We start from the raw sequence: 22,651 nt of genomic DNA, 5'->3' as shown, positions 1-22,651 counted from the left end.
GACCGAAGAAAAAAAACCCTGCAATCGCAGGGTTTTTTCATTTAGAAGCATTCAAACGTTGAGTAGATTTGAAGACTTCTCCAAATTCAGCCTTAAATACGCTTGGGTAACTGGCTAACCCAAGTCATTAAACGGGTGGCATCATTGGTACGTGCGGCAGAAGAATCTGCTCCAAGCAGTACAACCACAGCCGGACGGTTATTTAAAGTGGTATGCATGGCTACACAACGTCCTGCTTCATTGATATAACCGGTTTTGGAAATATTGATATTCCAGCCACCATTACGGACTAACGCATTGGTATTATTAGATTTCAATACCCGGTAACCAAGGTTAAAGTCATAGCTTGGAGTGGTCGAGAACTGGCGAATCAAACCATATTGCGATGCAGTATTGACCAAAATACCAAGGTCACGTGCTGAAGACACATTGCCCGGGTTCAAACCTGTTGACTCCAGATAATGGGTTGAATTCATTCCAAGTGCTTTGGCTTTTTTGTTCATCGCTGCGATGAAAGCCGAACGTCCCCCTGGATAAGTACGTGCCAATGCAGAAGCAGCTGGATTCTCAGACTTCATTAAAGCAAACAGTAAAGCTTCAGCACGATTCATGCTATCACCCGCACGGAGCGTTGAGCTTGAACTCTTACAGCCTGAACAAGAAAAGTCAGCCTGTTGTAAGGTAATTGTCTCAGACATGTTTAAACGCGCATCAGCAATGACCACAGCAGTCATCAGCTTGGTTAGAGAGGCAATTGGAAAGGCAGTATTACTATTTTTACTGTATAAAACCTCACCTGTCTGGCCATCCATCACCAAAGCAGCACGGGCATTCACCGAAGGCTGATTGCCATAGCTGGAATTATTTAAAATCTGTACAGCCTTGGGTGCAGAATGAGTAGCTGCAGCATTTGAACTGCGTACAGAAGTGGTTACTTTTGTTGAACCTTGTGGAGAGACTTCTTCAGCTGAAGCATCACCGTTTAATAATTGACTCACATCTTCAGAGGACCAGTTTAACGTCGCTTGTCCCGCCCCTTTAGACGCATCCATCACCAGCTCAGCAAAACTGGTTGAACTTATGCCTAGCAGAATCGATATGCCTAGCACATGCATTAAAGATTTTTTCGAATTTTTCACGGTGATTTACTCAACTCAAGAAGGCAATATACATTTGTATATTCCCTCAAAAATGCTTACATTTAAACACAAATATGAACACTTTTTGTTACTCACAACATTGTGTATAACATTTAATGGAAAGATAAAGAATAGGATTGCTAATTTTGTCATTTCATTGCAAGCTTATTTTGCTTTATGTAACAAAAAAATGCATTTTTTTGAGATGAGGGAGAACTAGGTGATCACAGTTTTAGTGGTAGATGACCATGAATTGGTACGTACCGGAATTTGCCGTATGCTCGAAGACCATGCGGATGTTCAAGTGGTTGGTCAGGCTGAATCTGGTGAAGAAGCGATTAACTTAGTCCGTCATCATCATCCGAATGTCGTTTTGCTGGATGTCAACATGCCGGGCATTGGCGGGGTAGAAACTACCCGACGCCTATTGCAAACAGCCCCTGAAACCAAAGTACTGGCCGTCAGTGGTCTGGCGGAGGAACCCTATCCTTCCTTATTACTGAAAGCCGGGGCGAAAGGCTATATCACCAAAGGTGCACCGGTTTCCGAAATGGTACGTGCCATCAACAAGGTCATGCAAGGCGGAAAATATTTCAGTGCCGACATTGCCGAACAACTGGCCAGTTCTTACCTTTCCGACACACAGCAATCTCCTTTCGATGCCTTGTCGGAACGCGAAATGCAGGTCGCAATGATGGTGGTAAATTGTATTAGTGCCCAGGAAATTGCCGATAAACTTTTTGTCAGTGTCAAAACGGTGAATACTTACCGCTACCGCATCTTCGAAAAGCTGAATCTGGATAGTGATGTCAAATTGACTCATCTGGCCATTCGCTATGGCCTGATTAAACCTTAAGGCCCTTTGGCTTGCTAGAAGACTTGCATGACGCAAAATAGCTATACTTTAGAGTTTAACCAATATCATTTAGGTATTTGGTATAGCACCTATAGACTCATTATTGCGACCAGTCTTCTGCTGATTTTCTTACTCACGTATCAGCGCTTAAGTCTAGATTACCACTATCAGCAACTTTATCTTTACGTGCTAATCGGCTACGTATCGGCAAGTTTTATCCAGTTAATCATACTCAAAAGCATACGCTTTAAAACTGCCCAGCAACTCCCGCTGTTATTTGTTGTCGATGTCATTGCTTTAAGCTTGCTCACCCTCGCGGTAGATGGCCCGAACCTGCAATTGAGTTTGCTGTTTGTGATTACTATCTTCGCGGCCTCGTTATTACTTGATGCCCAAAAGGCTTTGATCATTACCCTGATTGCCGTGATCAGTGTGATTTATCAGCTTTTTTTAGGCAGTATTTTTGATTTTTCTTCACTGAATAATATTGGCAACAGTGCGATATTGGCTTTTCTGTTTTTAGTGGTGTATGGCAGTGGGCAAATTGCAGTAAAACGCTTTCAACTGCTTGAAAATTTAAATTTTTCGCAGTCTTTGGAATTAAACCGGCTGCAAAACCTGAATCGCTATATTCTGGAACAGATCGAACTGGGGTATCTGGTTCTAGATGAAAACTGTCATATTGTGCTGAGCAACCCGGCTGCCTGCCTGCTTTTAGGCATTCCTCCACTCTATGCTTATGACAAATATCCCTTATACAAGGCTCAGCCGGATTTATTTGAATTGCTTAAATTTGATCAACTGCGGGATGGGGAAAAATTTCAGTTTGAGTCACAGCTCAGCCATTATCATATGCATATTGAAGTGCAAAAACTCATGGTGCCACAACAAACCCTGACATTATTGGTATTGCAGGATGCCACCAAGCTCAATCAACGTGTACAACAATTAAAACTCGCGGCACTCGGGCAACTGTCCGCCAGTATTGCTCATGAAATTCGCAATCCTTTAGCCGCGATTGTTCAGGCTAATGAACTTTTGAGTGATAGCGACCCGCATCAACAGGCGGTATTGAGCCGAATGATTGCCAAGCAGACACAGCGTATTGACCGGATTGTACAAGACACGCTGAATATGGTGCGCAATAAAGAAACCCACCCCTCAACCATTGAGTTGAAACAGTTTATTCCCCTACTAATTCTGGAAGATTTGGCTGATATTGCGCCCCAAATTAAATATACTGTTCAAAGTAAAATTTTTGTGCATTTTGACGAGGCACAACTTCGTCAAGTGCTGATTAACCTGATTCGCAATGCCATTCGACATAATGCACCAGAGCATTCACATATCGAGTTGAATGTTTACTTACATGACAACAATGTGCGTATTGATGTTCGTGATTTTGGCGCGGGCGTTGCATCCAAGGATTTGGCTTATTTATTTCAACCTTTTTTTAGTACCGAAATCACAGGAACAGGTTTAGGATTGTACTTATCACATAGTTTTTGTGAAGCCAATCAGGCAAAACTGAACTATGTAAAACAAGAACAGGGAGCATGCTTTCGGATAGAATGCCTGCAAGTTGCTTTATAAATGAAAATTGCTGGGGTGTATTGTGGAACAACAACCACTTGTCTTATTGGTGGATGATGAGGAAGATTTGTGTACCCTCATGCAAATGTCGTTATCTCGTATTGGAATTAAAACCCATATTGCCTATCGTCTGGAACAGGCCAAAAAATTCTTGTCCGAATACCGCTATGATGCCTGTCTAACCGATTTAAATTTACCGGACGGCAATGGACTGCAACTGGTGGAATGGATTAACCAGCACTTTCCATCCGTACCCGTGGCGGTACTGACGGCATATGGTAATATGGAAATCGCCATCGCAGCACTCAAAGCCGGTGCCTTCGATTTTGTCAGCAAACCCGTAAATCAGAAGCATCTGGAACAGCTCCTGCAAAAAGCCTTTAACAAACCACAAGATCATTTGCAGATCAAGGAAGATAGCCTGGAGCAAAAACTGTTAATTGGACAGTCACTGCCAATTCAACAGTTACGGGTGACCTTAAATAAAATTGCCCGCTCTCAGGCACCTGTTTTTATTACCGGTGAATCCGGAACAGGAAAAGAAGTCATTGCCAATCTGGTGCATCGCCTCAGTAACCGTAATGAAGGTCCTTTTATTGCCATTAACTGCGGCGCCATTCCGACTGAATTGATGGAAAGCGAACTGTTCGGGCATAAAAAAGGCAGCTTTACCGGCGCTACACAAGACAAACAGGGTCTAATTCAGTCTGCCCACGGCGGCAGTCTGTTTCTGGATGAAATTGCCGAACTGCCTTTAAACATGCAGGTTAAACTGCTGCGTGCCGTACAGGAAAAACGGATTCGTCCAGTCGGCTCAGATGGTGAAATTGATGTCGATTTCCGGGTGATTAGTGCCAGCCACCAGGATCTGGAAGCCCTGGTTCAGCAAGGCCGCTTTAGACAGGACTTGTTTTTCCGTATCCATGTCATGGATCTGGTCTTGCCTCCACTGCGTGACCGCGGTGACGATATTATTTTATTGGCGCATCACTTTATTCAGAAAATTAGTCAGGAATGGGATATTCCGCAAAAACAGCTGACTGATCGTGCGAAAAGCTTTTTACTGAGTCAGTATTATCCCGGCAATGTCCGCGAACTGCGCAATATTATTGAACGCGCCATTACCTTAAGCGATGATGAAAGAATCGATTTGCAACACCTGCAAAGCGCACCTTTACGCTACCCTACTGTAGCAGTGCCAGAGGTAACGGAAGACCCGCACAGCTTGCGCAGTGACATCGTGATGTCTTCCAAGAAATTACCCGATGAAGGTTTGGAGCTTTATCTGGAAAATATTGAAAAAGATATTTTACTCAATGCATTAAATTTAACCCATTGGAACAGAACACTGGCTGCCAAGAAACTGGGCATGTCTTTCCGTTCCTTGCGTTATCGACTGAAAAAATTTGGTTTAGATACCGACGAGGACTAGACCATTTTTTAAGGATCAGGCCGTTTTATTTATGAGTTAAAATGATCTCTGCAACATGTTCTAGATAGTTTTCTTCTTTCATTTCATGTTGCAGATAGTGTTGATTGGGCTGAATACCTACCCCTTCAATCATCTGCCCTTTAGGAGTGTAGTAATGCGATACCGTCATCTGTAAAGCTGCACCGTTGGAAAGTGGGAACAGTTTTTGTACCACCCCTTTTCCGTAACTCTTATCCCCGATCACCCAGGCACGGCCATGATCTTTCATCGCGGCAGTAAAGACTTCAGCGGCAGAGGCAGAACGGTTATTGATTAAAATACCCAACTTTAAATTCTGAAACTCAAAACTGGGCAGGGCCTGAAACTGCTGGTCGCCTTCGGAACGGCTTTTGGTTGAAACAATGATTCCCTGGTTCAAAAACAGATCAGCCGATTCAACCGCAGCGGACAACAATCCGCCAGGGTTATTTCTTAAATCCAATAACACCGTTTTCAAGCGTGAAGAAGAATACTCTTCAATCAAGCGTTTGATTTCATTGGCTGTATCTTGCTGAAACACCCTGACCTTGATCACCAGCACCTGATTATGCAATAAGGTTGCCTGAATATCGGTTTCTATTTTTTTATTACGAACTAAAATCAACGGCTTGCTATTTTGTGCCAGCTGTAAGCTTAAGGTCGAACCAATCGAACCATTCAGCAAGCTATTCACCTGATCATGATTGAATTTTTTCAGTTCCTGGTCATCAATCTTGAATACACTGACCCCATTGCGCAAACCTTGCTTGGTTGAATCTGCATTTTCCTTTAAGCCTTGAATGACCCATTGATGCAATTGCGGATCATAGGTCAGTTCAAAGTCGACAGAGGCGATATCCCCTTCAGTGTATTGTAATAACTGCTTATATTCTTCTGGACTTAAATAACGGGAATAACGATCGAGTCCACTGACCAGACCTTTAATCGCCTGTTGAAATAAGGCTTCATCATTTTTTTCATCGACATAATTTTCTTTGACAATGCTATAAATCTGCACGAACTGCTGAATCGATTCCACCGGAACTTCAGCATAGTTCTGTTCAGCTTCATCATCAAAATCTAAAACAGGCTGGCCCTTGCCTTTTACCGCAGCAAAAGCGGAATGGCTCACACACATGAATAACGTTGTTAAAATGACAACCTTTTTCCAGCGCTGTAAAGCCATCCATCCACCTGTTTATACGAAATTTTTTATGATTTTAAAGTAATCAAATTACGACCTTTCATTTCTTCAGGTACAGGAATTTGCATGAGGTTCAACAATGTCGGTGCGACATCTGCAAGTACACCACCTTCAGCAATGGTTGCAGAAGTTGGGCCGACATAAATAAACGGAACCAGTTCAGTGGTATGTTGAGTATGGACCTGACCACTTTGGTAGTCCTGCATTTGCTCTACATTACCATGATCGGCCGTGATCAGCATATGACCTTTTTGTGCCATCACCGCTTCATAGACACGACCGAGGCATGTATCTACTGCTTCCACTGCTTTCACTGCGGCATCGAATACACCGGTATGCCCCACCATATCACCATTGGCATAGTTCACAACCAATAAGTCATATTCACCCGAATTAATCGCAGCAACCAGTTCATCAGTCACCTCGAAAGCACTCATTTCCGGTTTCAGGTCATAAGTGGCAACGCTTGGAGATGGAATCAAAATGCGTTTTTCACCTGGATATTCATCTTCACGACCACCACTGAAGAAGAAAGTCACATGGGCATATTTTTCTGTTTCGGCAATACGCAGCTGTGTTTTACCCAGACTTGATAAATACTCGCCAATCGAGTTTTTCAGCGCTTCAGGCATGTAGGCCACAGGTGCATCAATGGTCGCCTGGTAACGGGTCAACATCACAAATTTAGACAGGTTTGGAACCACTTTACGTTCAAAACCAGCAAAATCTTTTTCGACAAAGGCCTTGGTGATTTCACGCGCACGGTCGGCACGGAAGTTCATAAACACTACACTGTCGCCATCCTGAATTTTCGCCACATCACCGATACGGGTGGCTTTGACAAATTCATCGCTTTCTTCAGCTGCATAAGCCTGTTCCAGACCTTCAACGGCTGTTGCAGCGGTACGTACTGCTTCACCTTCAGTCAGCAGACGGTAGGCCTGTTCTACACGATCCCAACGGTTGTCACGGTCCATGGCAAAGTAACGGCCGATCAGGGTGGCGATACGGCCTTGACCCGGATATTGGGCAAACAATGCATCGAGTTTTTCTAGAGATGGCTGTGCACTTTTAGGCGGTGTATCACGACCGTCCAGGAAAGCATGCAGATAAACTTTTGCACCACGTTTCAGTGCCAGTTCAGCCATGGCTACAATATGGTCTTCATGCGAATGCACGCCACCTTGCGACAGCAAGCCCAAAATATGGACTGCTCTATTTGCGGCTTTGGCTTTTTCAACGGCATCGACCAGCACTTCGTGCTCAAAAAAAGCACCGCTACGGATGTCTTTGGTAATGCGAGTGAAATCCTGATACAGCACTCGACCTGCACCCAGGTTCATATGACCCACTTCAGAGTTGCCCATTTGACCATCAGGCAGGCCGACATCTTCACCTGAACCTGAAATCAAACCATGTGGATGCTTTTGTTGCATAGCCGTTAAGTTAGGTCGTTTTGCTGCCAGGAAAGCATTGTCTTCGACCGCTTCGCGATGACCCACACCATCCATAATTACCAATACGTGAGGGATTTTGCCAGCAGTTGCATCCGTCATAATGAACACTCTTTTGTTTACAATTTCATCGTCATATCTTACCGAATTTTCGGTCAAGACTCTATGTGCAGATCATGACTAAAGCTGATCATGCACATTCTTTTTATCACTGTCGGAGCAGTTTAACGTGCACGGCGCAGCAAATAACCACCGACCAGCAGCATCAGCACAATCGGCACAAACACGAACCAGGCTGGTGATGGTGAATAGACCAGACTGGCATAGCCCAGAAAGTCCTGCAGATAGAAGAATCCCAAGCCAATAAACAAGGCAATGACCAGACGGAAACCCATCGACTGTTGACGTAAGGGACCAAAAATAAAGGAACAGGCAATGAGCACCAAGGCAATCAAGGCAAATGGCGAACCGACTTTTTGCCAGAATGCCAGCTGGTAGGTTTTCGGCACCTGGCTATATTCATGCATATAGCTCATAAAACTCACCAGCTGACTTGGAGATAAATCTTCCGGATCAATGGTGACCATATGCACATATTTCGGTTGCAGGGCTAAAGCCAGCGGTAGCTGTGCGCTCTGTAGCAGAGTAGAATTTCCTTGTGGCAAAATATCCATCTGGGTTGCCTGCTGCAGCTTCCAGTCACCATCTTTAATGAACTGGCCCTGTTCTGCATTCAGTACACCTTTCAGATAATAATTGTCATCAAAGTCAACCACCTGAACACGCTGAAGCTGGCCTTGTGCATTGGCATAATCAATATAAATAAAACGCTGACCTTCACGGGTCCAGTAACCCCTCACCTCACCCAATGCACTGGCGCTACGGTGATCTTTGACACTTTTGGCCTGTTCATTAGTATACGGAATCACCCACTCACTTAAGACAAAGGATAACACCACCAGAATCAGCGCTGAACGAATCACCCAGCCCACAATACGCCACAGGCTGATGCCCACCGAGCGCATCACCACCAGCTCACTATTGGAAGCCAGAGTACCTAAACCCAGCACCGCCCCAATCAGGGCAGAGATCGGCAAAATTTCATAGAGATAACGCGGTGCACCCCATAATACATAGAGAAATGCCTGCCAGGCCCCATAGTTTTCGTTCAGCGAACCCAATTCACCCAAATAGGTGAACAGCACCTGTAAAACAGAGAGCACTGCGGTTGCACCCAGCATGGCAAGTGCCGTAGTTTTGGTCACATGTTTGGCGACTATTCGACGTGCTAACATTTTAAGACCTCACCTGCTGAATTCGTTTCTTGATTTTTGGTGCCAGTTTCTGTTTCCGGGAAAACAGTGCTGCGGCAACAGCATAGGCCAGCAACACCAAAGGATAGGCCCAGATGCCCATTTCATCTTTACTAATGCGCGTTTTGACCGCCATCAGGGCCACAATCAGACTGGCAAAAATCAGTAAGGCCGGGAACAGTTTTAAATAACGTCCCTGACGCGGGCTTACTTCACACAGTGCAATCGCCAGCATTAAGGCAACCACAATGGAAAATGGTACGAAGAGACGCCAGCCCAATTCACTCACAACGACAGGATCATTGCGGTTGTTCCAAAGTTTGGCAATTGGTAAGGCTTCCACTTCAGCGCTTTCAAATTTTGCTTCTTGATCACTTTCTAAACGTAAACGATAAGATTGAAACTCTGCTTGTGTATATTTTGGTGTTCCCGGGAAAATTTCATAACGGCGCCCTTCTACCAAATCCACAATACTGGCGGTTTCATTAGCAACATCTACACGGGTGGCTTCCTTCGCCAAAATCATGACATCAGGTTTGCCCGGTTTTTCGGCACGCTGATAGAAAAACACATCTTTTAAATTGTGACGATCTTCCGACAAATCTCCAGCATAAATAGTATAGGGACCAGAGGAAATGAATTCTTTGGGGCGAACCAGATCGAAACCGGTTCTCACCGCCTGATTGGTGATCAGTTCTTCAAAGTGACGCAGTCCCCAAGGGGACATCCACACCATCAATACTGTTTGAACCGCAAGAAAAACCACCGTCAGTGGAATCAGCAAACGTCCCAACTGATTACGGCTGATGCCACTACCATTCATGACTGCCATCTCATGATCGACGTAGAGACGGCCAAACACCAGCATCAGACCAATGAAAAAGCCGAGCGGAAGAATTAATGTTAAAAATTCTGGCAGTCGATAACCAATAATGCTAAACAAAATACTGGTATCTAAACGACCTTGTGCCGCCACACCAAAAAACTTGATCAGCCGACCACCCATCATGATTAAGGTCAATAAAGCAATGACCACCAGGGAGGTAGACAGCACTTGCTTGACCAGATAACGCCGAATAATCAAATTAATTCTTCCCAAAAAAGAAACAAATAAAACTAGCGCTAGTTTACCCGAATGGTGAAAATATAAAACCTATACTGTTGTTGCGCATTGAAACCCTATTCATAGAAATGTTTCAATGGTTTAATGATTTGCAATCTTTCCAAGGCATGAATACAGCACATGAAACTGACCATTAATACGTCATTCCAAGAGAATGCATCTAGCCCATGTTTATTGATATTAGTAGATTCCGAACAGCTGCAACAGGCCTCGACCACTTATCAAATCAATGATTTAAATAGTTTAGTCGAAGCTGCACAATTCAAGGCGAGTCTATGCGAATCTTTAACCCTGATCGGCAAAGTGGCTGCCTGTACCAATACCACGCTGATTGGCCTAGATAAAGCAGCTGAAATTCAGCCGACCAAATTAGCAAAAATCGCACAAAACATTATCAAAGAGTCACAAAAAAAATTCAAACAGATCAGTATTGATATTTCTGCCCTAGCCCCTGAACAGCATTATTTATTTGCACTGGCGCTGACTCAGGCAAATTATGCATTTGATGAGTACAAATCGAAGAAAAATGAATTTGTGCTTGAAGAAATTCATCTGATTGCTGCAAACAGTACATTAAACCCGCAACAATTGTCTCTGATTCATGCCGTGCAATCCGGTCAAAACCTGGCCCGTGATTTAGGCAATCGCCCAGGTAATATCTGTTTCCCAGAATATCTGGCTGAACAGGCTCAAGCTTTGGCAGCACAATATCCGGACCTACTAAAAGTCACTGTGATTAATGAACAGCAAATGGCAGACTTGGGCATGAATGCCTTCCTGGCAGTGAGCAAAGGTTCAGACCGTCCGGGTCGTGTGATTACCCTCGAATATAAAGCCCATACTGAACAGGCCCCTGTGGTACTGGTTGGTAAGGGCGTAACCTTTGATACAGGCGGTATTTCACTTAAGCCGGGTCTGGGCATGGATGAGATGAAATTTGACATGTGCGGCGCAGCATCAGTGCTAGGCACCATCCGTGCGCTATGTGAAGCAAAACTGCCAATTCATGTGGTCGGTGCCATTGCCGCTGCTGAAAATATGCCTTCAGGTCATGCCACCCGTCCAGGTGATATCGTAACCACCATGAGTGGACAAACGGTGGAAATTTTAAATACCGATGCAGAAGGCCGTTTGGTACTATGCGACACTCTGACTTACATCAAGCGTTTCAATCCGGCGCTGGTGATTGATATTGCAACCTTGACCGGTGCCTGCGTGGTGGCCTTGGGTTCAGTGTTGTCAGGTTTATTTACCCCGGATGATGAATTGGCTACTGAAATTACCGCTGCAGGCCAGGCTTCATTTGACCGGGTATGGCGCATGCCGGTGATTGAAGACTATCAGGAACAGTTGGATTCACCATTTGCCGATATTGCCAATATTGGTGGACCGAAAGCCGGTTCTGTGACGGCTGCTTGTTTCTTGCAACGCTTCACACGTGAATACCGCTGGGCACATCTGGATGTTGCCGGTACAGCATGGAACTCAGGTACAGCCAAAAATGCAACCGGTCGTCCTGTGCCATTACTGGTTCAGTTCCTGGCCAATCGTGTGCAGTCGAATGGCTAAAGTCAGCTTTTATCTGTTTGAAAAAAGCAATGAACGGCAAGTGCAAAGCACTTGCCGTTTGTGCCGCAAGATTCTGAAACAGCCGGCACAGATCTGGTTATATTGCGAAAATACTGACTTGCAGCAGCAGCTTGATGAACAGTTGTGGAGTTTTGATCCTGGCAGTTTTATTCCGCATGGTATTGATCAGGAACAGGCCAGCATTTGCATTTCATCCCGCCTGCCGCAAGAGTCTGACTGGATTGTGTTTAATTTTAACAATCAAGCCCTTGAACAGATTGATAAATTTAGTCACATTATAGAAATCATCGAAAATAATGAATCGGCAAAACAACTGGGTCGTGAAAAATTTAAACAATATCGACGCTTAGGTATTGAGCCGCGAACATTCAAGCTTTAGCCGATCAATGGAAATAAGGAGAGATGTGGTGGCATTAAATGTCGGTCAAGATTTTAAACAGCGCTGGTTAAACGTACCTGAGGCTGTTCGTCAGGCATTTATTGATGACCTACACCGCGTCTGCAATGTCCTCAAACCTGAAACCAATATTCAGAAGTGGCTAGAAAAAGACAAAGAAGCCCAGCAGCAATCTTATGAAAAGATTGAACATGCCTATGCCGAACGTAAGGCCCAGCTGATTGAAGAAGCGCGCTTGCGCAAGCAGCGTGCCTTGGAACAGTCGCTGGAAAATAAGCGTGCCGAACAGGCGGCTTATGCACAGGCATTACAGCTAGACGAAGAAAGACAATTTGCCGAGCAGGTTCATACCTTGGCTTTTATACGTCAAAATATAGAGCACGAAATGCAAACCTATACTGCACGTTATCACAAGAACCCTGCGGGCCCGGCCTTGAATTTTGCCAAGGGCATGTTCTCGATTGCTGACCATGAAATATTATCGGAGCTGGAAAGCCTGCGTTTACGTCTGGAATTGGAAGCTGAAACGCTGATTGAGCAAGCGGTGACTGTATTTCGCGCCAAGTTGCATCAAGCCAGTCAGGAAGAAATTGACTATATTTTAAAGAACTCTAATTTATCTTCGGAAAAACCTGGCACTTGAGTTTCAGCATGGCGACTTCAGGTATTTTTTAATTTCGTTGCCATGACAAAAAAAAAGTCCATTTCGGTGGACTTTTTTTTGACTTCAGCATATGGAATGAGGCTGAAATTCAAAGTATTCAAAATTAAAACAGGTCCACCGCTAGACCCAGTATATTCCCTGCACCGTAGCCTATACTCAATAATACCGCAATCCAGATTAAACCACCGGCTACGTTATACAGCATAAAACTCAAGAGATTCATATGCCCTGCCCCTGCAGCAAAGGGAGCAAATGAACGTACAAATGGAACAAAGCGAGCCATCAAAATGGTTTTACCACCATGCTTGGTAAAATAATGGTTGGTTTTTACGATATAGGCCGGTTTTAAGTAACGTGAATGTTCATGGAAAAACTTAAACCCCAAAATCTGCCCGGTATAATAATTGACAATATAACCCAGTACCGCAGCACTAAACAGCAACAGTCCCATGGTATTTAAATGGATCACATCTGTGGTTGAGCAGAGGGCACCAATCGCAATCAGCAGGCTGTCTCCCGGCAAGAAGAACATAAATACGGAACCAGTTTCTGCAAAGATAATCAGAAATAAAATAGCATAGATCCACAGACCATACTGATCCAGCAAAGTAGGCAACCATTGTTCAATATGCATTAGAAAATCAAGCATCTTCAGCTACTCACTTTAACCACATTATTTTCATAACTTATTAAAAATAAAAACTAAAAACAAAAAAAACAGCCTGACTTTTCAATCAGACTGTTTTCTATTCTAAGATGTTTTACTTCAAGAAGCCATTTTCTGCTAAAAATGCCATGCTTAATTTGGATTGCTCTTTGACTTCAGCAGCTTTATCCCCCAGCATTAAACGCTCGATATAACGCGCTAAAACATCGACTTCCAGATTCACTTTCGCCCCGGTTTTCCAGGTGCCAATATTGGTTCGTTCTGCCGTATGCGGAATCAGGTTCAGGCTGATAATATTGCCACGCAGGTGGTTAATGGTCAGACTAATGCCATCTACCGTCACCGAGCCTTTTTCTGCCAGATATTTGGCAATTTCCGCCGGAGCCGTGACCTCATAATAAATGGAACGCGCATCTTCACGTACCAGCGTGATTTCACCGACCGCATCGACATGACCACTGACAATATGTCCACCAAAACGGGTGGTTGGCAACATGGCTTTTTCCACATTGACCGGCTGCCCCACTTTCCAAGTGCCTAAAGTAGTTCGATTCAGACTTTCACGTGAAACATCAGCGGCATACCAGTTTTCGCCCCATTCAATCACAGTCAGGCAGATCCCGTTGGTGGCAATCGAATCGCCCAAATGCACATCAGACATGTCGAGGTCGGTGCCAATACGCAGACGCACATCACCACCCACACTTTGCAAGCTTTCCACTTTACCTAGACTTTCAATAATGCCTGTAAACATAACTTTTTCTCTAATGCTGTCCTTGTTTTACCACAATGCCAGTTGCGTACTTACACCGGTCGTATCTACTCCACCCAGTTCAGCAAAATGATACAGCTGACCCAAGAGCTGGCGCAGTGGCGGACCCGATTTGGCATGGGTATCGGTGATGACAATAAATTCTAGCACACGTGCACGTTCTGACTGGCGCTGCTTGCTCACCCGGTAGCGCGGTACATCTTGGGTCAGCAAGGTGACGCGACCACGCTTCAAGTTAGCCTGCAGCAAATCGCCCGCTTCAATATTCCCATCGGTCGAATAGCTGGTCAGAATATAACGTGCATTAATGGTTGCCAATAATTTTTCATAGGCTTCTTTGGCATGCTTGGAAGAATTGTACTGGCTCGGACGTTCTTTACGCCATGCCCGGTCAATCCCGCTTTTAAAGCCTTTGGTGTCTGGACTCGGCAAATCGACCTGATCCCACAGCGTCAAGGCATTCAATACATGATAGTTACTACTATAGGCATGCTGGTTATACGGCGGATCCAGATAAGCGATATCGACTTCAAAATGACTCATCTGGTTGGCCAGATGCTGTGCATCAACACACCACATTTCCGCGGCCGGTTTTTTCGGGTCGCCGATTTCACAGAAACGGCTTGGGGTCAGCCAGAGTAAGGATTCAATCCGTTCCAGAGCAGTTTGGGTTTTACCGCCCCAGCCATGGTGGAAGCTTTTAAATACCCCTGAGGTATTACTGACGAAACTGGCCGAATACAGCAAGGGTGCCAGCAAAGCCGACATTTCTACATCATCAATCGCACCTTGTGCCTGCCAAGTGGCAATCTGCTGACGGATGGCATCAATACGCATCCCGTTACGACGTTTGAAGAACAGACGGTCGCGAGTCGGATCATAGATTTCGTCATTACGCGGGCACAGGTTATGCGTCACCCAGCCTTTGACTTCCGGCAAACGGTTCAGATAATCAATCGCTTTTTGATAGCCGCCCAACTCTTTAAATGCCGGTGCTTCGACACAGGACAAAATCGCGCTATTTAACGCATGGCTGTAGGGTTCCCAGTCATTGGCAATGACCCGATAGCCATTTTGTCGCGCCAGACGCGAAACCACGCCGGAACCGGCGAAAAAATCAGCAAAAATCGGCGCCCGGCCATTGTGGCTATTTAAGGTTCCCGTACTCTCAAGGGCTTCCAAAATCAGATGCAGTAACCGGCGCTTATTGCCTAAATACGGAACAAGCTGGTTGAAAAGGTATTCATCTGTAGTACGTGCTGAATGACGACGTTTATGATAAACCGAAGACTCTGAATTCATACTGTCTCTTGAGAAGGGATTAACCTTAAGCGCACATCATTCCCGACTTGAACCAGGTCGATGAGCTTAAATCGAAGTTGCTCTGCCATACGGTCGAATTCCGCATTAAACATCGCACGAGCGGTTTGACCTAAAAAGGTCGGTGCAACATAGCTGATCATTTCATCCACCAGTTGCTGCTGCAAAAAGGCTGTGGATAATGTTGCCCCTGCTTCCACTAGCACATCATAAATTTGATATTGGGTAGATAAGGTCTGTAGCAGGTCTTTTAAAGGCTGTACTGGCAATTGTAACACGCCTAAATCGGCCAGTTCCTGACGAAACGGTCCCATCACCATGACTGTTTCAGGCTGCTGTAGTATTTTTGCAGTCAGAGGTAAACGCCCCTGACGGTCCAGTACCAGACGTTTGGGCTGAACAATCGTACTGATATCGGCAATGCCATTCAGCTGACGCACATTCAGCTGGCAGTCATCGGCAAGTACCGTTTCAATGCCAGTAATCACCACACCGGAAATGGCACGCCAGTGCTGTACATCCTGACGGGCCTCGCTTCCGGTAATCCATTTCGATTCACCCGATGCCATGGCAGTTCGACCATCCAGGCTGGAAGCGACTTTTAAACGCACATAAGGCATGCCAGTGGCCATGGTTTTTAAAAAACCCAGATTGAGTTTTTCTGCTTCTTGTTCGCAAATACCAACACTGACGTCAATACCGGCCTCTTTTAAAATCTGCACACCTTTACCCGCCACTAAGGGATTCGGGTCCGGACAGGCCACAATCACTTTTGCAATTCCAGCTTCGACCAGACCTTTGGCACACGGCGGTGTACGGCCATAATGTGCACATGGCTCCAAAGTGACATACGCTGTTGCACCACGTGCCTGTTCACCAGCCTGGCGCATGGCAAACACTTCGGCATGCGGTTGCCCGGCCTTCGGATGAAAGCCCTCACCGACCAGTTGACCATTTTTGACGATGACACAGCCGACATTGGGATTGGGTTTAGTGGAATATTGTCCAAGTCGTGCCAATTCGATTGCACGTTGCATCCAAAGCTGATCTGGCTGAATGGAATCTTCTTTTAACTCGGACATTGCATGACTCTTGGAAAAATAAAATCTTAGTGTTCGATTTAGTGTTCGCGCTGCTGCATCTGTTCAATTTGACGACGGAAGGCTTCAACATCCTGAAAGTCTTGATAGACTGAAGCAAAACGGACATAAGCGACATGATCCAGGGCAAATAAAGCCTGCATCACAATTTCGCCAATGGTGCGGGATTTTACATCGCGCTCACCTAAACGGCGAATCTGTAATTGGATATCGCTGAGTACGGTTTCAATCTGTTCCTGGGTCACCGGCCTTTTTTGCAAAGCATGCATCAGGGAACGACGCATTTTTGCTTCGTCAAACGGTTCACTCTTACCATCAGATTTAATCACCCGGGGCATCACCACTTCATAGGTTTCAAAGGTAGTAAAACGTTCTCCGCAGCTGATACATTCACGACGTCGACGAATCTGGCAGCCTTCGGCAGCCAAACGCGAATCGATCACTTTACTATCTGCAGCGTTGCAAAATGGACAGTGCATAGCGGTTTAATTGAACAAATCAAATCGGATTCAGAGTGTAGCAAAAATTCTGCCCTTTGTAGAGACTTACGCAAGATATGGAAAAAAAACAGCCCTGACGGGCTGTTTTACACAATATATTGATTATTGGTTTTTATATTATTCTACACGTTCGCCATGTTGACTTAGGTCAAGACCCATACGTTCGTCATCACTCGCAACACGGATACCGATGACCAGATCAATCACTTTTAGAATGATAAAGGTCAATACTGCAGAGTAAGCAATAGTTGCCAGTACACCTTCAAGTTGCACCCATAATTGATGCATCATGTCTGTCGGCACTTTATCACCCATAATAAATTCACTGGCAAATACCGCAGTCAGAATTGCACCGACAATACCACCCACACCATGCAGACCAAAAGCATCCAAAGAGTCATCCGCTTTCAGTGCACGTTTAAGTGCAGTAATACCCCAGAAGCACACCACACCACCGATCAAGCCCATAGCTAAAGCACCGCCTACAGTCACGAAACCTGCTGCTGGTGTAATGACCACCAGGCCAGCAACTGCACCAGATGCACCACCCAATACCGAAGCTTTACCACGAATCACTTTTTCAGTAATTAACCAGGAAATTGCAGCAGCGGCAGCAGCAACTTGTGTAGCAATAAGTGCATAACTGGCTGAACCGTTGGCACCGAGTGCAGAACCACCATTGAAACCGAACCAGCCTACCCATACCAGGCTTGCGCCCACCACGGTTAAAGTCAGGTTATGGGGAGCCATTGATTCACGGCCCAAGCCCATACGTTTACCGAGCATGTATGCAGCAACCAGACCTGCAACACCCGAGTTAATATGAACTACCGTGCCGCCAGCAAAGTCTAATGCGCCATCATTCGCTAACCAGCCGCCACCCCATACCCAGTGAGTAATTGGCGCGTACACAATCACACTCCAAAGTGTAATGAATGCAACGAAAGCTCCAAATTTCATACGTTCTGCAATCGAACCAGTAATAATAGCTACAGTAATGATGGCAAAAGTCATTTGGAAAATCACAAACAGAACTTCCGGAATCGTTCCAGTTAAGGCATCTGTGGTAATGCCGGATAGCATGATTTTATCCAGGTTACCAATGAAAGCATTGCCACTGCCAAAGGCCAGGCTATAACCAATCACCACCCAGGTAATACTGACAATGGCTGCTGCAACAAAGCTATGTGCCATGGTACCAAGTACGTTTTTCTTACGAACCATACCGCCGTAAAATAATGCAAGTCCGGGAATGGTCATCAATAGAACCAGTGCTGTAGACACTAAAATCCATGAGGTGTCACCTGTATCTAATTTTGGTTTTTCTTCGACAGGCGCTGCTGTTTGTTCAGCTGGAGTAGGTGCCGCAGCTAATTCAGAATTTGTTGTTAAAGACGAGGCAGCCGTTTCAGTCGCTGCGACATTTTCAGCAGGAGTGGATGCTGCTGTTAGTGCTTCTTCAGCCCATGCAACAGAACCACCTAAAAGTGCGCCAGATAAACTCAGCGCAATAAGCATTTTTTTCATTCGTATCCCCCAACCTAGTTTTGTGAGTTATTAGCTACTCAGCAAACTTCATGCCAAATTAAACAGCATCTGCACCTGTTTCACCGGTACGGATACGGATGACTTGTTCTAAATTAGTAACGAAAATTTTACCGTCACCAATTTTTCCTGTGCTTGCTACACGGGTAATCGATTCAATGACTGAATCAACCATTTCATCGCTAATCGCGATTTCAATTTTTACTTTAGGCAAAAAATCAACAACATATTCTGCACCACGGTAAAGTTCAGTATGACCTTTTTGACGACCAAAGCCTTTGACTTCAGTTACGGTGATCCCTTGAACACCAATGTCAGAGAGTGCTTCACGCACATCATCCAATTTAAAGGGTTTTACAATTGCAGTTACGAGCTTCATGTTTGTTTTCCTTCGGCTTCTTTCACCAGTAAGGTTTTATGTTCAAATTCCGTGCCAAAAATTCTAAGGTTGGGGGAAATAGAAACTTTGACACGAGTTTTCTTTATAACCTATTTTATCCTTTTACATGTAGTCTGAATTCCAGAAACTAGACATTTTTACTATAAAATTAACGATTTTAAACATCGGATAAAGCTATATCCGGTTGAGTGGGACTATGGTCCAGGTAGCAGCAATGTTACACTAGCACCACTTCTCCATCCTTATATGGGTACTGCAATGATTGAAACCTTATTACAAGCCATAATGGAACAGCTCGATCAACCGAAAAAAGATGTTGAGCATAATTTACGTGCCTTACTGAACGAAGCAGTCAGCAAGATGGATCTGGTTTCCAAAGAAGAAATTGAACGTCAACGTACTGCATTAAATAATGCCAACCTACGCTTGAATGAACTGCTTAAACAGGTTGAAGCTTTAGAAATTAAAATCAAGAACAATAAATAAGCACTTGTTTAGTGCATAAAAAGACCAAAAACGATTAAAAATAACGCACCACAATGGAACAATAATAAATGTCTTTTGCTAAAATTTACACTCGAGGTCTGCTTGGACTTCATGCACCTTTAATTGAGGTGGAAGTTCATGTCAGTCAGGGCTTGCCTTCTTTAACCATTGTTGGGTTGCCTGAAGCAGCAGTTCGGGAAAGTAAAGACCGGGTACGTTCTGCCATTATTAATAGTGGTTTCCAATTCCCCACCAAACGTCTCACCATCAATTTAGCGCCTGCAGACTTACCCAAAGATGGCTCGCGTCTGGATTTGCCCATTGCTTTAGGAATTTTAATCGCTTCAGGCCAACTACCTGAAAATGTGACAGATCAGCTGGAATTTATTGGTGAACTGGCCCTGGATGGTCAACTTCGTCCCATCAGCGGTATTTTAAGCATTGCCATTGCCTGCCAGCAGTCTGGACATCAACTGATTTTGCCAGAACAGAATGCCCAAGATGCTTCGCAACTGCCCAATTTTGAAGTGTTTGCTGCCCACCATCTCAAAAATGTCTGTGAACATTTATCCAGACAACATCCGCTTCAGCAATATCAAGCCCCTAGCAGCAATCCAATCAATCAGTACAAATTTGATTTAGCCGATATCAAAGGTCAATTGCGCCCGCGACGGGCTTTGGAAATTGCTGCCGCTGGTGGACATTCACTATTGTTTAAAGGCCCACCAGGTACAGGAAAAACACTGTTGGCTTCACGGCTGGCCAGTATTTTGCCCCCTCTGGACATGCAGGAAAATCTGGAAGTAGCCAGTATTTACTCGGTTGCCAATAGCTCGCATCCTTTTGGGCAGCGCCCTTTTCGTGCACCACATCATACTGCTTCCGCAATTGCCTTGGTGGGTGGGGGTTCACATCCCAAACCGGGGGAAATTACGCTGGCTCATTTGGGCGTATTATTTTTAGATGAGCTGCCTGAATTTGATCGTAAGGTCTTGGAAGTATTAAGACAGCCGCTCGAATCCAAGGAAATAGTGATTTCCCGTGCCTCCAGGCAAATTACCTTCCCGGCCAACTTTCAACTCATTGCAGCAATGAATCCCTGCCCTTGTGGTTATGCTTTTAATCAGGATATCCGCTGCCAATGTTCCCCAGATGCGATTAAACGTTATCAAAACCGGATTTCAGGTCCGCTACTGGACCGGATTGACCTGCATATTGATGTGCCGCCTTTACAAGCCCATGAATTACAGGCGACTACACCAGTTGAAAACTCACACACGGTTCGGGAACGGGTAATTCAAGCCTATAATTTACAAATCCAGCGACAACAATGCCTGAATCATGCTTTAAGTCCCAAACAGCTGGAACAGTTTGCATGCCTTGATGCGCAGGCACAGAAAATTATGGAAATGGCCCAGCAACGCTTAAACCTGTCTGCCCGGGCTTATCATCGGGTATTACGTGTCGCGCGAAGCATTGCCGATTTAACTCAACATACTGACATTAAAAGCCAGCATTTAACTGAAGCGTTGTCCTATCGGGCACAACAGGGTTAATACTAAATGCGAAACTTTATTCGCCATCCTGAAAGTCTTGTCGATGCCATACAGATGGGCCAAATGATTAAACAGACATTTAAAGGTCAGTCCGATTCAAATGATGGCGAATACCTGATTGCCAATACCTTGGCTAGCCTTTTTTTACATGGATCGTCATAACACGGCATCAATTCAGTGCTGATCCGCGCTGCATTTTCTGCAACAGCCTGCACATCAGATCCTGACCTATAAAAAAACCTCCAAAGTCATGCTTTGGAGGTTTTTTAATGCTTTGAAATTACAATTAGAATGTTTTGGTAAGGGTAAATACCGCACCGGTATCCACCGCACGTTCTGCGACATCCGATAAACCATCAGTATCAATATTGGTGCCTACAGCTGCCAGTTCAGCACTAGCACCTGGAATGGATTTAAAGCCATAGCTTAGCCCCACTTTCCAGTCTACATAATTATCATCACCATTAAAGGTATATTTGTCTTCATCTACAACGGTATAGCCTACAGCAGCAACCCCACCAAAACCTGATGAACCAAATGGAACTGAATAACCCACATTCACATTCCAGCTGTCTGCATCTGCACCGGCATAGTCATTGGTATAATTGAGATTGGTTAAAATGCTATCGCCTTCTGCAATCACACTTTTGAAGCCTAATTTGCCATATAATTCTGCCCAGTTCAGATCGCTGGCACTTGGATAATTATAGTACACCACCCCAACATCTACTGTCGGTTTGCTGCTGAAAGCTTCAAGCGTGGTGGCATAGCCAAGCGATGGATCCAGTTCCAGGCTAGGTGTGCCGCTGCCAAAATTCACATTGGAACCCCACAAGCCAAAATATAACCCTGAAGTATGAGCTAGCGTGAATCCTGCTTGTACGGCTGGATCATTTTCCGTTTGAGTCACACCACGGAAACGATAGTCTGTAGTGACGGCTGCACTACCACTAAAAGACAGGCCAAAAGGTAAGGCAGGAGCATCTGCAGCAAATACAGCACCTGACATAGTAGCTAAAGTGGTCACAGCAAATAATTTTTTAAGCATTTTATAGATCCCCGACAGATTTTTATGGATTCAAGAGATATCAGCAATTGCTATGCCAGTTTAAAAAACAACACAGTAATTTTTAGCCCGTAAATCGCCAATAATATATTAATATATTGATATTTATAAATTTATTATTTAAAAATAAAAACAAAACCTAGTCATTTTTCGAGCTTCACAAGATTGACGACTTTCTCTCTTTTAGATGATCTGCATGCTAATACGGCTTAAATATTTATTTACAACCTGCCTTATTTTGAGACTGTTTTTTCAGGTAGAGCTAAAAATGCCTAGAAAAAGTGCACAAAAAATATTCACTGTACGCTTGTTTATGCATCTCACGCCTTCTCTGACTAAAATCGGCCAGTTAAAACCCCAATCCACCGGCTCAAAAATCTGGATCAAAATCAGCTGCTACCTTCTCAAGTTTTAATCAAACAATATTGGCCATGTTTGACTTACTGACATATTAAG

The 22,651-nt window shown here is 44.6% G+C and carries 22 protein-coding genes; 9 read left to right on the top strand and 13 right to left on the bottom strand.

Annotated features, from left to right (window positions below; genetic code table 11):
* Positions 1 to 92: 92 nt before the first annotated feature.
* Positions 93 to 1,139 (bottom strand): serine hydrolase, encoded by a 1,047-nt coding sequence (locus B9T38_RS01890; RefSeq protein ID WP_143222643.1) that lies wholly within the window; start codon positions 1,137 to 1,139, stop codon positions 93 to 95.
* A 220-nt stretch (positions 1,140 to 1,359) separates the two neighbouring features.
* Between B9T38_RS01890 and gacA the strand changes: the two genes are divergently transcribed.
* Genes gacA through B9T38_RS01870 form a run of 3 tightly spaced genes read left to right on the top strand, consistent with a single transcriptional unit; the run spans position 1,360 to position 5,020 of the window.
* Entirely contained in the window at positions 1,360 to 1,995 is a 636-nt protein-coding gene (gacA, locus tag B9T38_RS01880; RefSeq protein WP_086195178.1) for a response regulator transcription factor GacA, read from the top strand.
* Positions 1,996 to 2,022: 27 nt separating this feature from the next.
* Positions 2,023 to 3,588 (top strand): sensor histidine kinase, encoded by a 1,566-nt coding sequence (locus tag B9T38_RS01875; protein ID WP_086195177.1) that lies wholly within the window; start codon positions 2,023 to 2,025, stop codon positions 3,586 to 3,588.
* Positions 3,589 to 3,607: 19 nt separating this feature from the next.
* On the top strand, positions 3,608 to 5,020 hold the full coding sequence (locus tag B9T38_RS01870; protein WP_171263153.1) for a sigma-54-dependent transcriptional regulator: 1,413 nt from the start codon (positions 3,608 to 3,610) through the stop codon (positions 5,018 to 5,020).
* Positions 5,021 to 5,045: 25 nt separating this feature from the next.
* Here B9T38_RS01870 and B9T38_RS01865 read toward each other — a convergent pair whose 3' ends face one another.
* From B9T38_RS01865 to lptF, 4 genes are all read right to left on the bottom strand, one after another.
* Positions 5,046 to 6,224, bottom strand: coding sequence for a S41 family peptidase (locus B9T38_RS01865; RefSeq protein WP_086195175.1), 1,179 nt, complete (start codon positions 6,222 to 6,224; stop codon positions 5,046 to 5,048).
* Positions 6,225 to 6,250: 26 nt separating this feature from the next.
* Positions 6,251 to 7,798 carry a 2,3-bisphosphoglycerate-independent phosphoglycerate mutase gene (gpmI, locus tag B9T38_RS01860; RefSeq protein WP_086195174.1) on the bottom strand — a complete coding sequence of 516 codons (1,548 nt, stop codon included), beginning with the start codon at positions 7,796 to 7,798 and terminating at the stop codon, positions 6,251 to 6,253.
* Between the two features lie 122 nt (positions 7,799 to 7,920).
* Positions 7,921 to 8,991, bottom strand: a complete 1,071-nt coding sequence (gene lptG, locus B9T38_RS01855; RefSeq protein WP_086195173.1) for an LPS export ABC transporter permease LptG — start codon at positions 8,989 to 8,991, stop codon at positions 7,921 to 7,923.
* Position 8,992: 1 nt separating this feature from the next.
* Positions 8,993 to 10,093, bottom strand: coding sequence for an LPS export ABC transporter permease LptF (gene lptF, locus B9T38_RS01850; RefSeq protein ID WP_086195172.1), 1,101 nt, complete (start codon positions 10,091 to 10,093; stop codon positions 8,993 to 8,995).
* Positions 10,094 to 10,252: 159 nt separating this feature from the next.
* On the opposite strand from lptF, the gene B9T38_RS01845 reads away from it, so the two are divergent.
* From B9T38_RS01845 to blhA, 3 genes are read left to right on the top strand one after another with little or no spacing between them, the layout of a single operon-like run.
* On the top strand, positions 10,253 to 11,701 hold the full coding sequence (locus B9T38_RS01845; RefSeq protein WP_086195171.1) for a leucyl aminopeptidase: 1,449 nt from the start codon (positions 10,253 to 10,255) through the stop codon (positions 11,699 to 11,701).
* Positions 11,694 to 12,101: a DNA polymerase III subunit chi gene (locus B9T38_RS01840; protein WP_086195170.1), complete on the top strand. Its 408-nt coding sequence runs from the start codon at positions 11,694 to 11,696 to the stop codon at positions 12,099 to 12,101. The genes B9T38_RS01845 and B9T38_RS01840 overlap by 8 nt, the downstream gene beginning before the upstream one ends.
* 25 nt (positions 12,102 to 12,126) lie before the next feature.
* Positions 12,127 to 12,762, top strand: a complete 636-nt coding sequence (blhA, locus tag B9T38_RS01835; protein WP_227609515.1) for a cell division protein BlhA — start codon at positions 12,127 to 12,129, stop codon at positions 12,760 to 12,762.
* A gap of 124 nt (positions 12,763 to 12,886) precedes the next feature.
* On the opposite strand, the gene B9T38_RS01830 is transcribed toward blhA, so the two are convergent.
* From B9T38_RS01830 to glnK, 7 genes are all read right to left on the bottom strand, one after another.
* Entirely contained in the window at positions 12,887 to 13,432 is a 546-nt protein-coding gene (locus tag B9T38_RS01830) for a VTT domain-containing protein (protein WP_086195168.1), read from the bottom strand.
* Between the two features lie 112 nt (positions 13,433 to 13,544).
* A complete protein-coding gene (locus tag B9T38_RS01825; protein WP_086195167.1) occupies positions 13,545 to 14,204 on the bottom strand; it encodes a riboflavin synthase in 660 nt (219 codons plus the stop codon).
* Positions 14,205 to 14,231: 27 nt separating this feature from the next.
* Positions 14,232 to 15,524 carry a DNA adenine methylase gene (locus B9T38_RS01820; protein ID WP_086195166.1) on the bottom strand — a complete coding sequence of 431 codons (1,293 nt, stop codon included), beginning with the start codon at positions 15,522 to 15,524 and terminating at the stop codon, positions 14,232 to 14,234.
* Positions 15,521 to 16,624 (bottom strand): bifunctional diaminohydroxyphosphoribosylaminopyrimidine deaminase/5-amino-6-(5-phosphoribosylamino)uracil reductase RibD, encoded by a 1,104-nt coding sequence (ribD, locus tag B9T38_RS01815; RefSeq protein ID WP_086195165.1) that lies wholly within the window; start codon positions 16,622 to 16,624, stop codon positions 15,521 to 15,523. Before ribD ends, B9T38_RS01820 begins: the two co-directional genes overlap by 4 nt.
* A 38-nt stretch (positions 16,625 to 16,662) precedes the next feature.
* A complete protein-coding gene (gene nrdR / locus B9T38_RS01810) occupies positions 16,663 to 17,121 on the bottom strand; it encodes a transcriptional regulator NrdR (RefSeq protein ID WP_086174158.1) in 459 nt (152 codons plus the stop codon).
* Between the two features lie 138 nt (positions 17,122 to 17,259).
* The gene (locus B9T38_RS01805; RefSeq protein ID WP_086195164.1) at positions 17,260 to 18,669 is read right to left on the bottom strand and encodes an ammonium transporter; all 1,410 of its coding nucleotides are present in this window, start codon (positions 18,667 to 18,669) and stop codon (positions 17,260 to 17,262) included.
* Between the two features lie 58 nt (positions 18,670 to 18,727).
* Positions 18,728 to 19,066 carry a P-II family nitrogen regulator gene (glnK, locus tag B9T38_RS01800; RefSeq protein ID WP_086174160.1) on the bottom strand — a complete coding sequence of 113 codons (339 nt, stop codon included), beginning with the start codon at positions 19,064 to 19,066 and terminating at the stop codon, positions 18,728 to 18,730.
* Between the two features lie 279 nt (positions 19,067 to 19,345).
* Here glnK and B9T38_RS01795 point away from each other — a divergent pair, with 279 nt between their 5' ends.
* The 3 genes from B9T38_RS01795 to B9T38_RS16695 all read left to right on the top strand — a co-directional run bounded on the left by B9T38_RS01795 (position 19,346) and on the right by B9T38_RS16695 (position 21,291).
* Positions 19,346 to 19,573: an accessory factor UbiK family protein gene (locus B9T38_RS01795; RefSeq protein ID WP_086195417.1), complete on the top strand. Its 228-nt coding sequence runs from the start codon at positions 19,346 to 19,348 to the stop codon at positions 19,571 to 19,573.
* A 68-nt stretch (positions 19,574 to 19,641) separates the two neighbouring features.
* Complete coding sequence (locus B9T38_RS01790; protein ID WP_086195163.1) at positions 19,642 to 21,129, top strand: YifB family Mg chelatase-like AAA ATPase; 1,488 nt, start codon at positions 19,642 to 19,644, stop codon at positions 21,127 to 21,129.
* A 6-nt stretch (positions 21,130 to 21,135) separates the two neighbouring features.
* Entirely contained in the window at positions 21,136 to 21,291 is a 156-nt protein-coding gene (locus B9T38_RS16695; protein WP_171263145.1) for a hypothetical protein, read from the top strand.
* A gap of 124 nt (positions 21,292 to 21,415) precedes the next feature.
* On the opposite strand, the gene B9T38_RS01785 is transcribed toward B9T38_RS16695, so the two are convergent.
* A complete protein-coding gene (locus tag B9T38_RS01785; RefSeq protein ID WP_086195162.1) occupies positions 21,416 to 22,177 on the bottom strand; it encodes a TorF family putative porin in 762 nt (253 codons plus the stop codon).
* Positions 22,178 to 22,651 lie beyond the last annotated feature (474 nt).

The organism is Acinetobacter sp. ANC 4218 (genome assembly GCF_002135245.1).
Lineage (GTDB): Bacteria > Pseudomonadota > Gammaproteobacteria > Pseudomonadales > Moraxellaceae > Acinetobacter.
This window is presented reverse-complemented; position numbering and strand designations above follow the sequence as displayed.

Excerpts from the sequence above, each read along its gene's own strand:
- B9T38_RS01875 (WP_086195177.1), top strand. The coding sequence starts at position 2,023 with ATGACGCAAAATAGCTATACTTTAGAGTTTAACCAATATCATTTAGGT.
- B9T38_RS01865 (WP_086195175.1), bottom strand. The coding sequence starts at position 6,224 with ATGGCTTTACAGCGCTGGAAAAAGGTTGTCATTTTAACAACGTTATTC.
- gpmI (WP_086195174.1), bottom strand. The coding sequence starts at position 7,798 with ATGACGGATGCAACTGCTGGCAAAATCCCTCACGTATTGGTAATTATG.
- lptG (WP_086195173.1), bottom strand. The coding sequence starts at position 8,991 with ATGTTAGCACGTCGAATAGTCGCCAAACATGTGACCAAAACTACGGCA.
- B9T38_RS01845 (WP_086195171.1), top strand. The coding sequence starts at position 10,253 with ATGAAACTGACCATTAATACGTCATTCCAAGAGAATGCATCTAGCCCA.
- B9T38_RS01840 (WP_086195170.1), top strand. The coding sequence starts at position 11,694 with ATGGCTAAAGTCAGCTTTTATCTGTTTGAAAAAAGCAATGAACGGCAA.
- B9T38_RS01830 (WP_086195168.1), bottom strand. The coding sequence starts at position 13,432 with ATGCTTGATTTTCTAATGCATATTGAACAATGGTTGCCTACTTTGCTG.
- B9T38_RS01825 (WP_086195167.1), bottom strand. The coding sequence starts at position 14,204 with ATGTTTACAGGCATTATTGAAAGTCTAGGTAAAGTGGAAAGCTTGCAA.
- B9T38_RS01820 (WP_086195166.1), bottom strand. The coding sequence starts at position 15,524 with ATGAATTCAGAGTCTTCGGTTTATCATAAACGTCGTCATTCAGCACGT.
- ribD (WP_086195165.1), bottom strand. The coding sequence starts at position 16,624 with ATGTCCGAGTTAAAAGAAGATTCCATTCAGCCAGATCAGCTTTGGATG.
- nrdR (WP_086174158.1), bottom strand. The coding sequence starts at position 17,121 with ATGCACTGTCCATTTTGCAACGCTGCAGATAGTAAAGTGATCGATTCG.
- B9T38_RS01805 (WP_086195164.1), bottom strand. The coding sequence starts at position 18,669 with ATGAAAAAAATGCTTATTGCGCTGAGTTTATCTGGCGCACTTTTAGGT.
- glnK (WP_086174160.1), bottom strand. The coding sequence starts at position 19,066 with ATGAAGCTCGTAACTGCAATTGTAAAACCCTTTAAATTGGATGATGTG.
- B9T38_RS01795 (WP_086195417.1), top strand. The coding sequence starts at position 19,346 with ATGATTGAAACCTTATTACAAGCCATAATGGAACAGCTCGATCAACCG.
- B9T38_RS01790 (WP_086195163.1), top strand. The coding sequence starts at position 19,642 with ATGTCTTTTGCTAAAATTTACACTCGAGGTCTGCTTGGACTTCATGCA.
- B9T38_RS16695 (WP_171263145.1), top strand. The coding sequence starts at position 21,136 with ATGCGAAACTTTATTCGCCATCCTGAAAGTCTTGTCGATGCCATACAG.
- B9T38_RS01785 (WP_086195162.1), bottom strand. The coding sequence starts at position 22,177 with ATGCTTAAAAAATTATTTGCTGTGACCACTTTAGCTACTATGTCAGGT.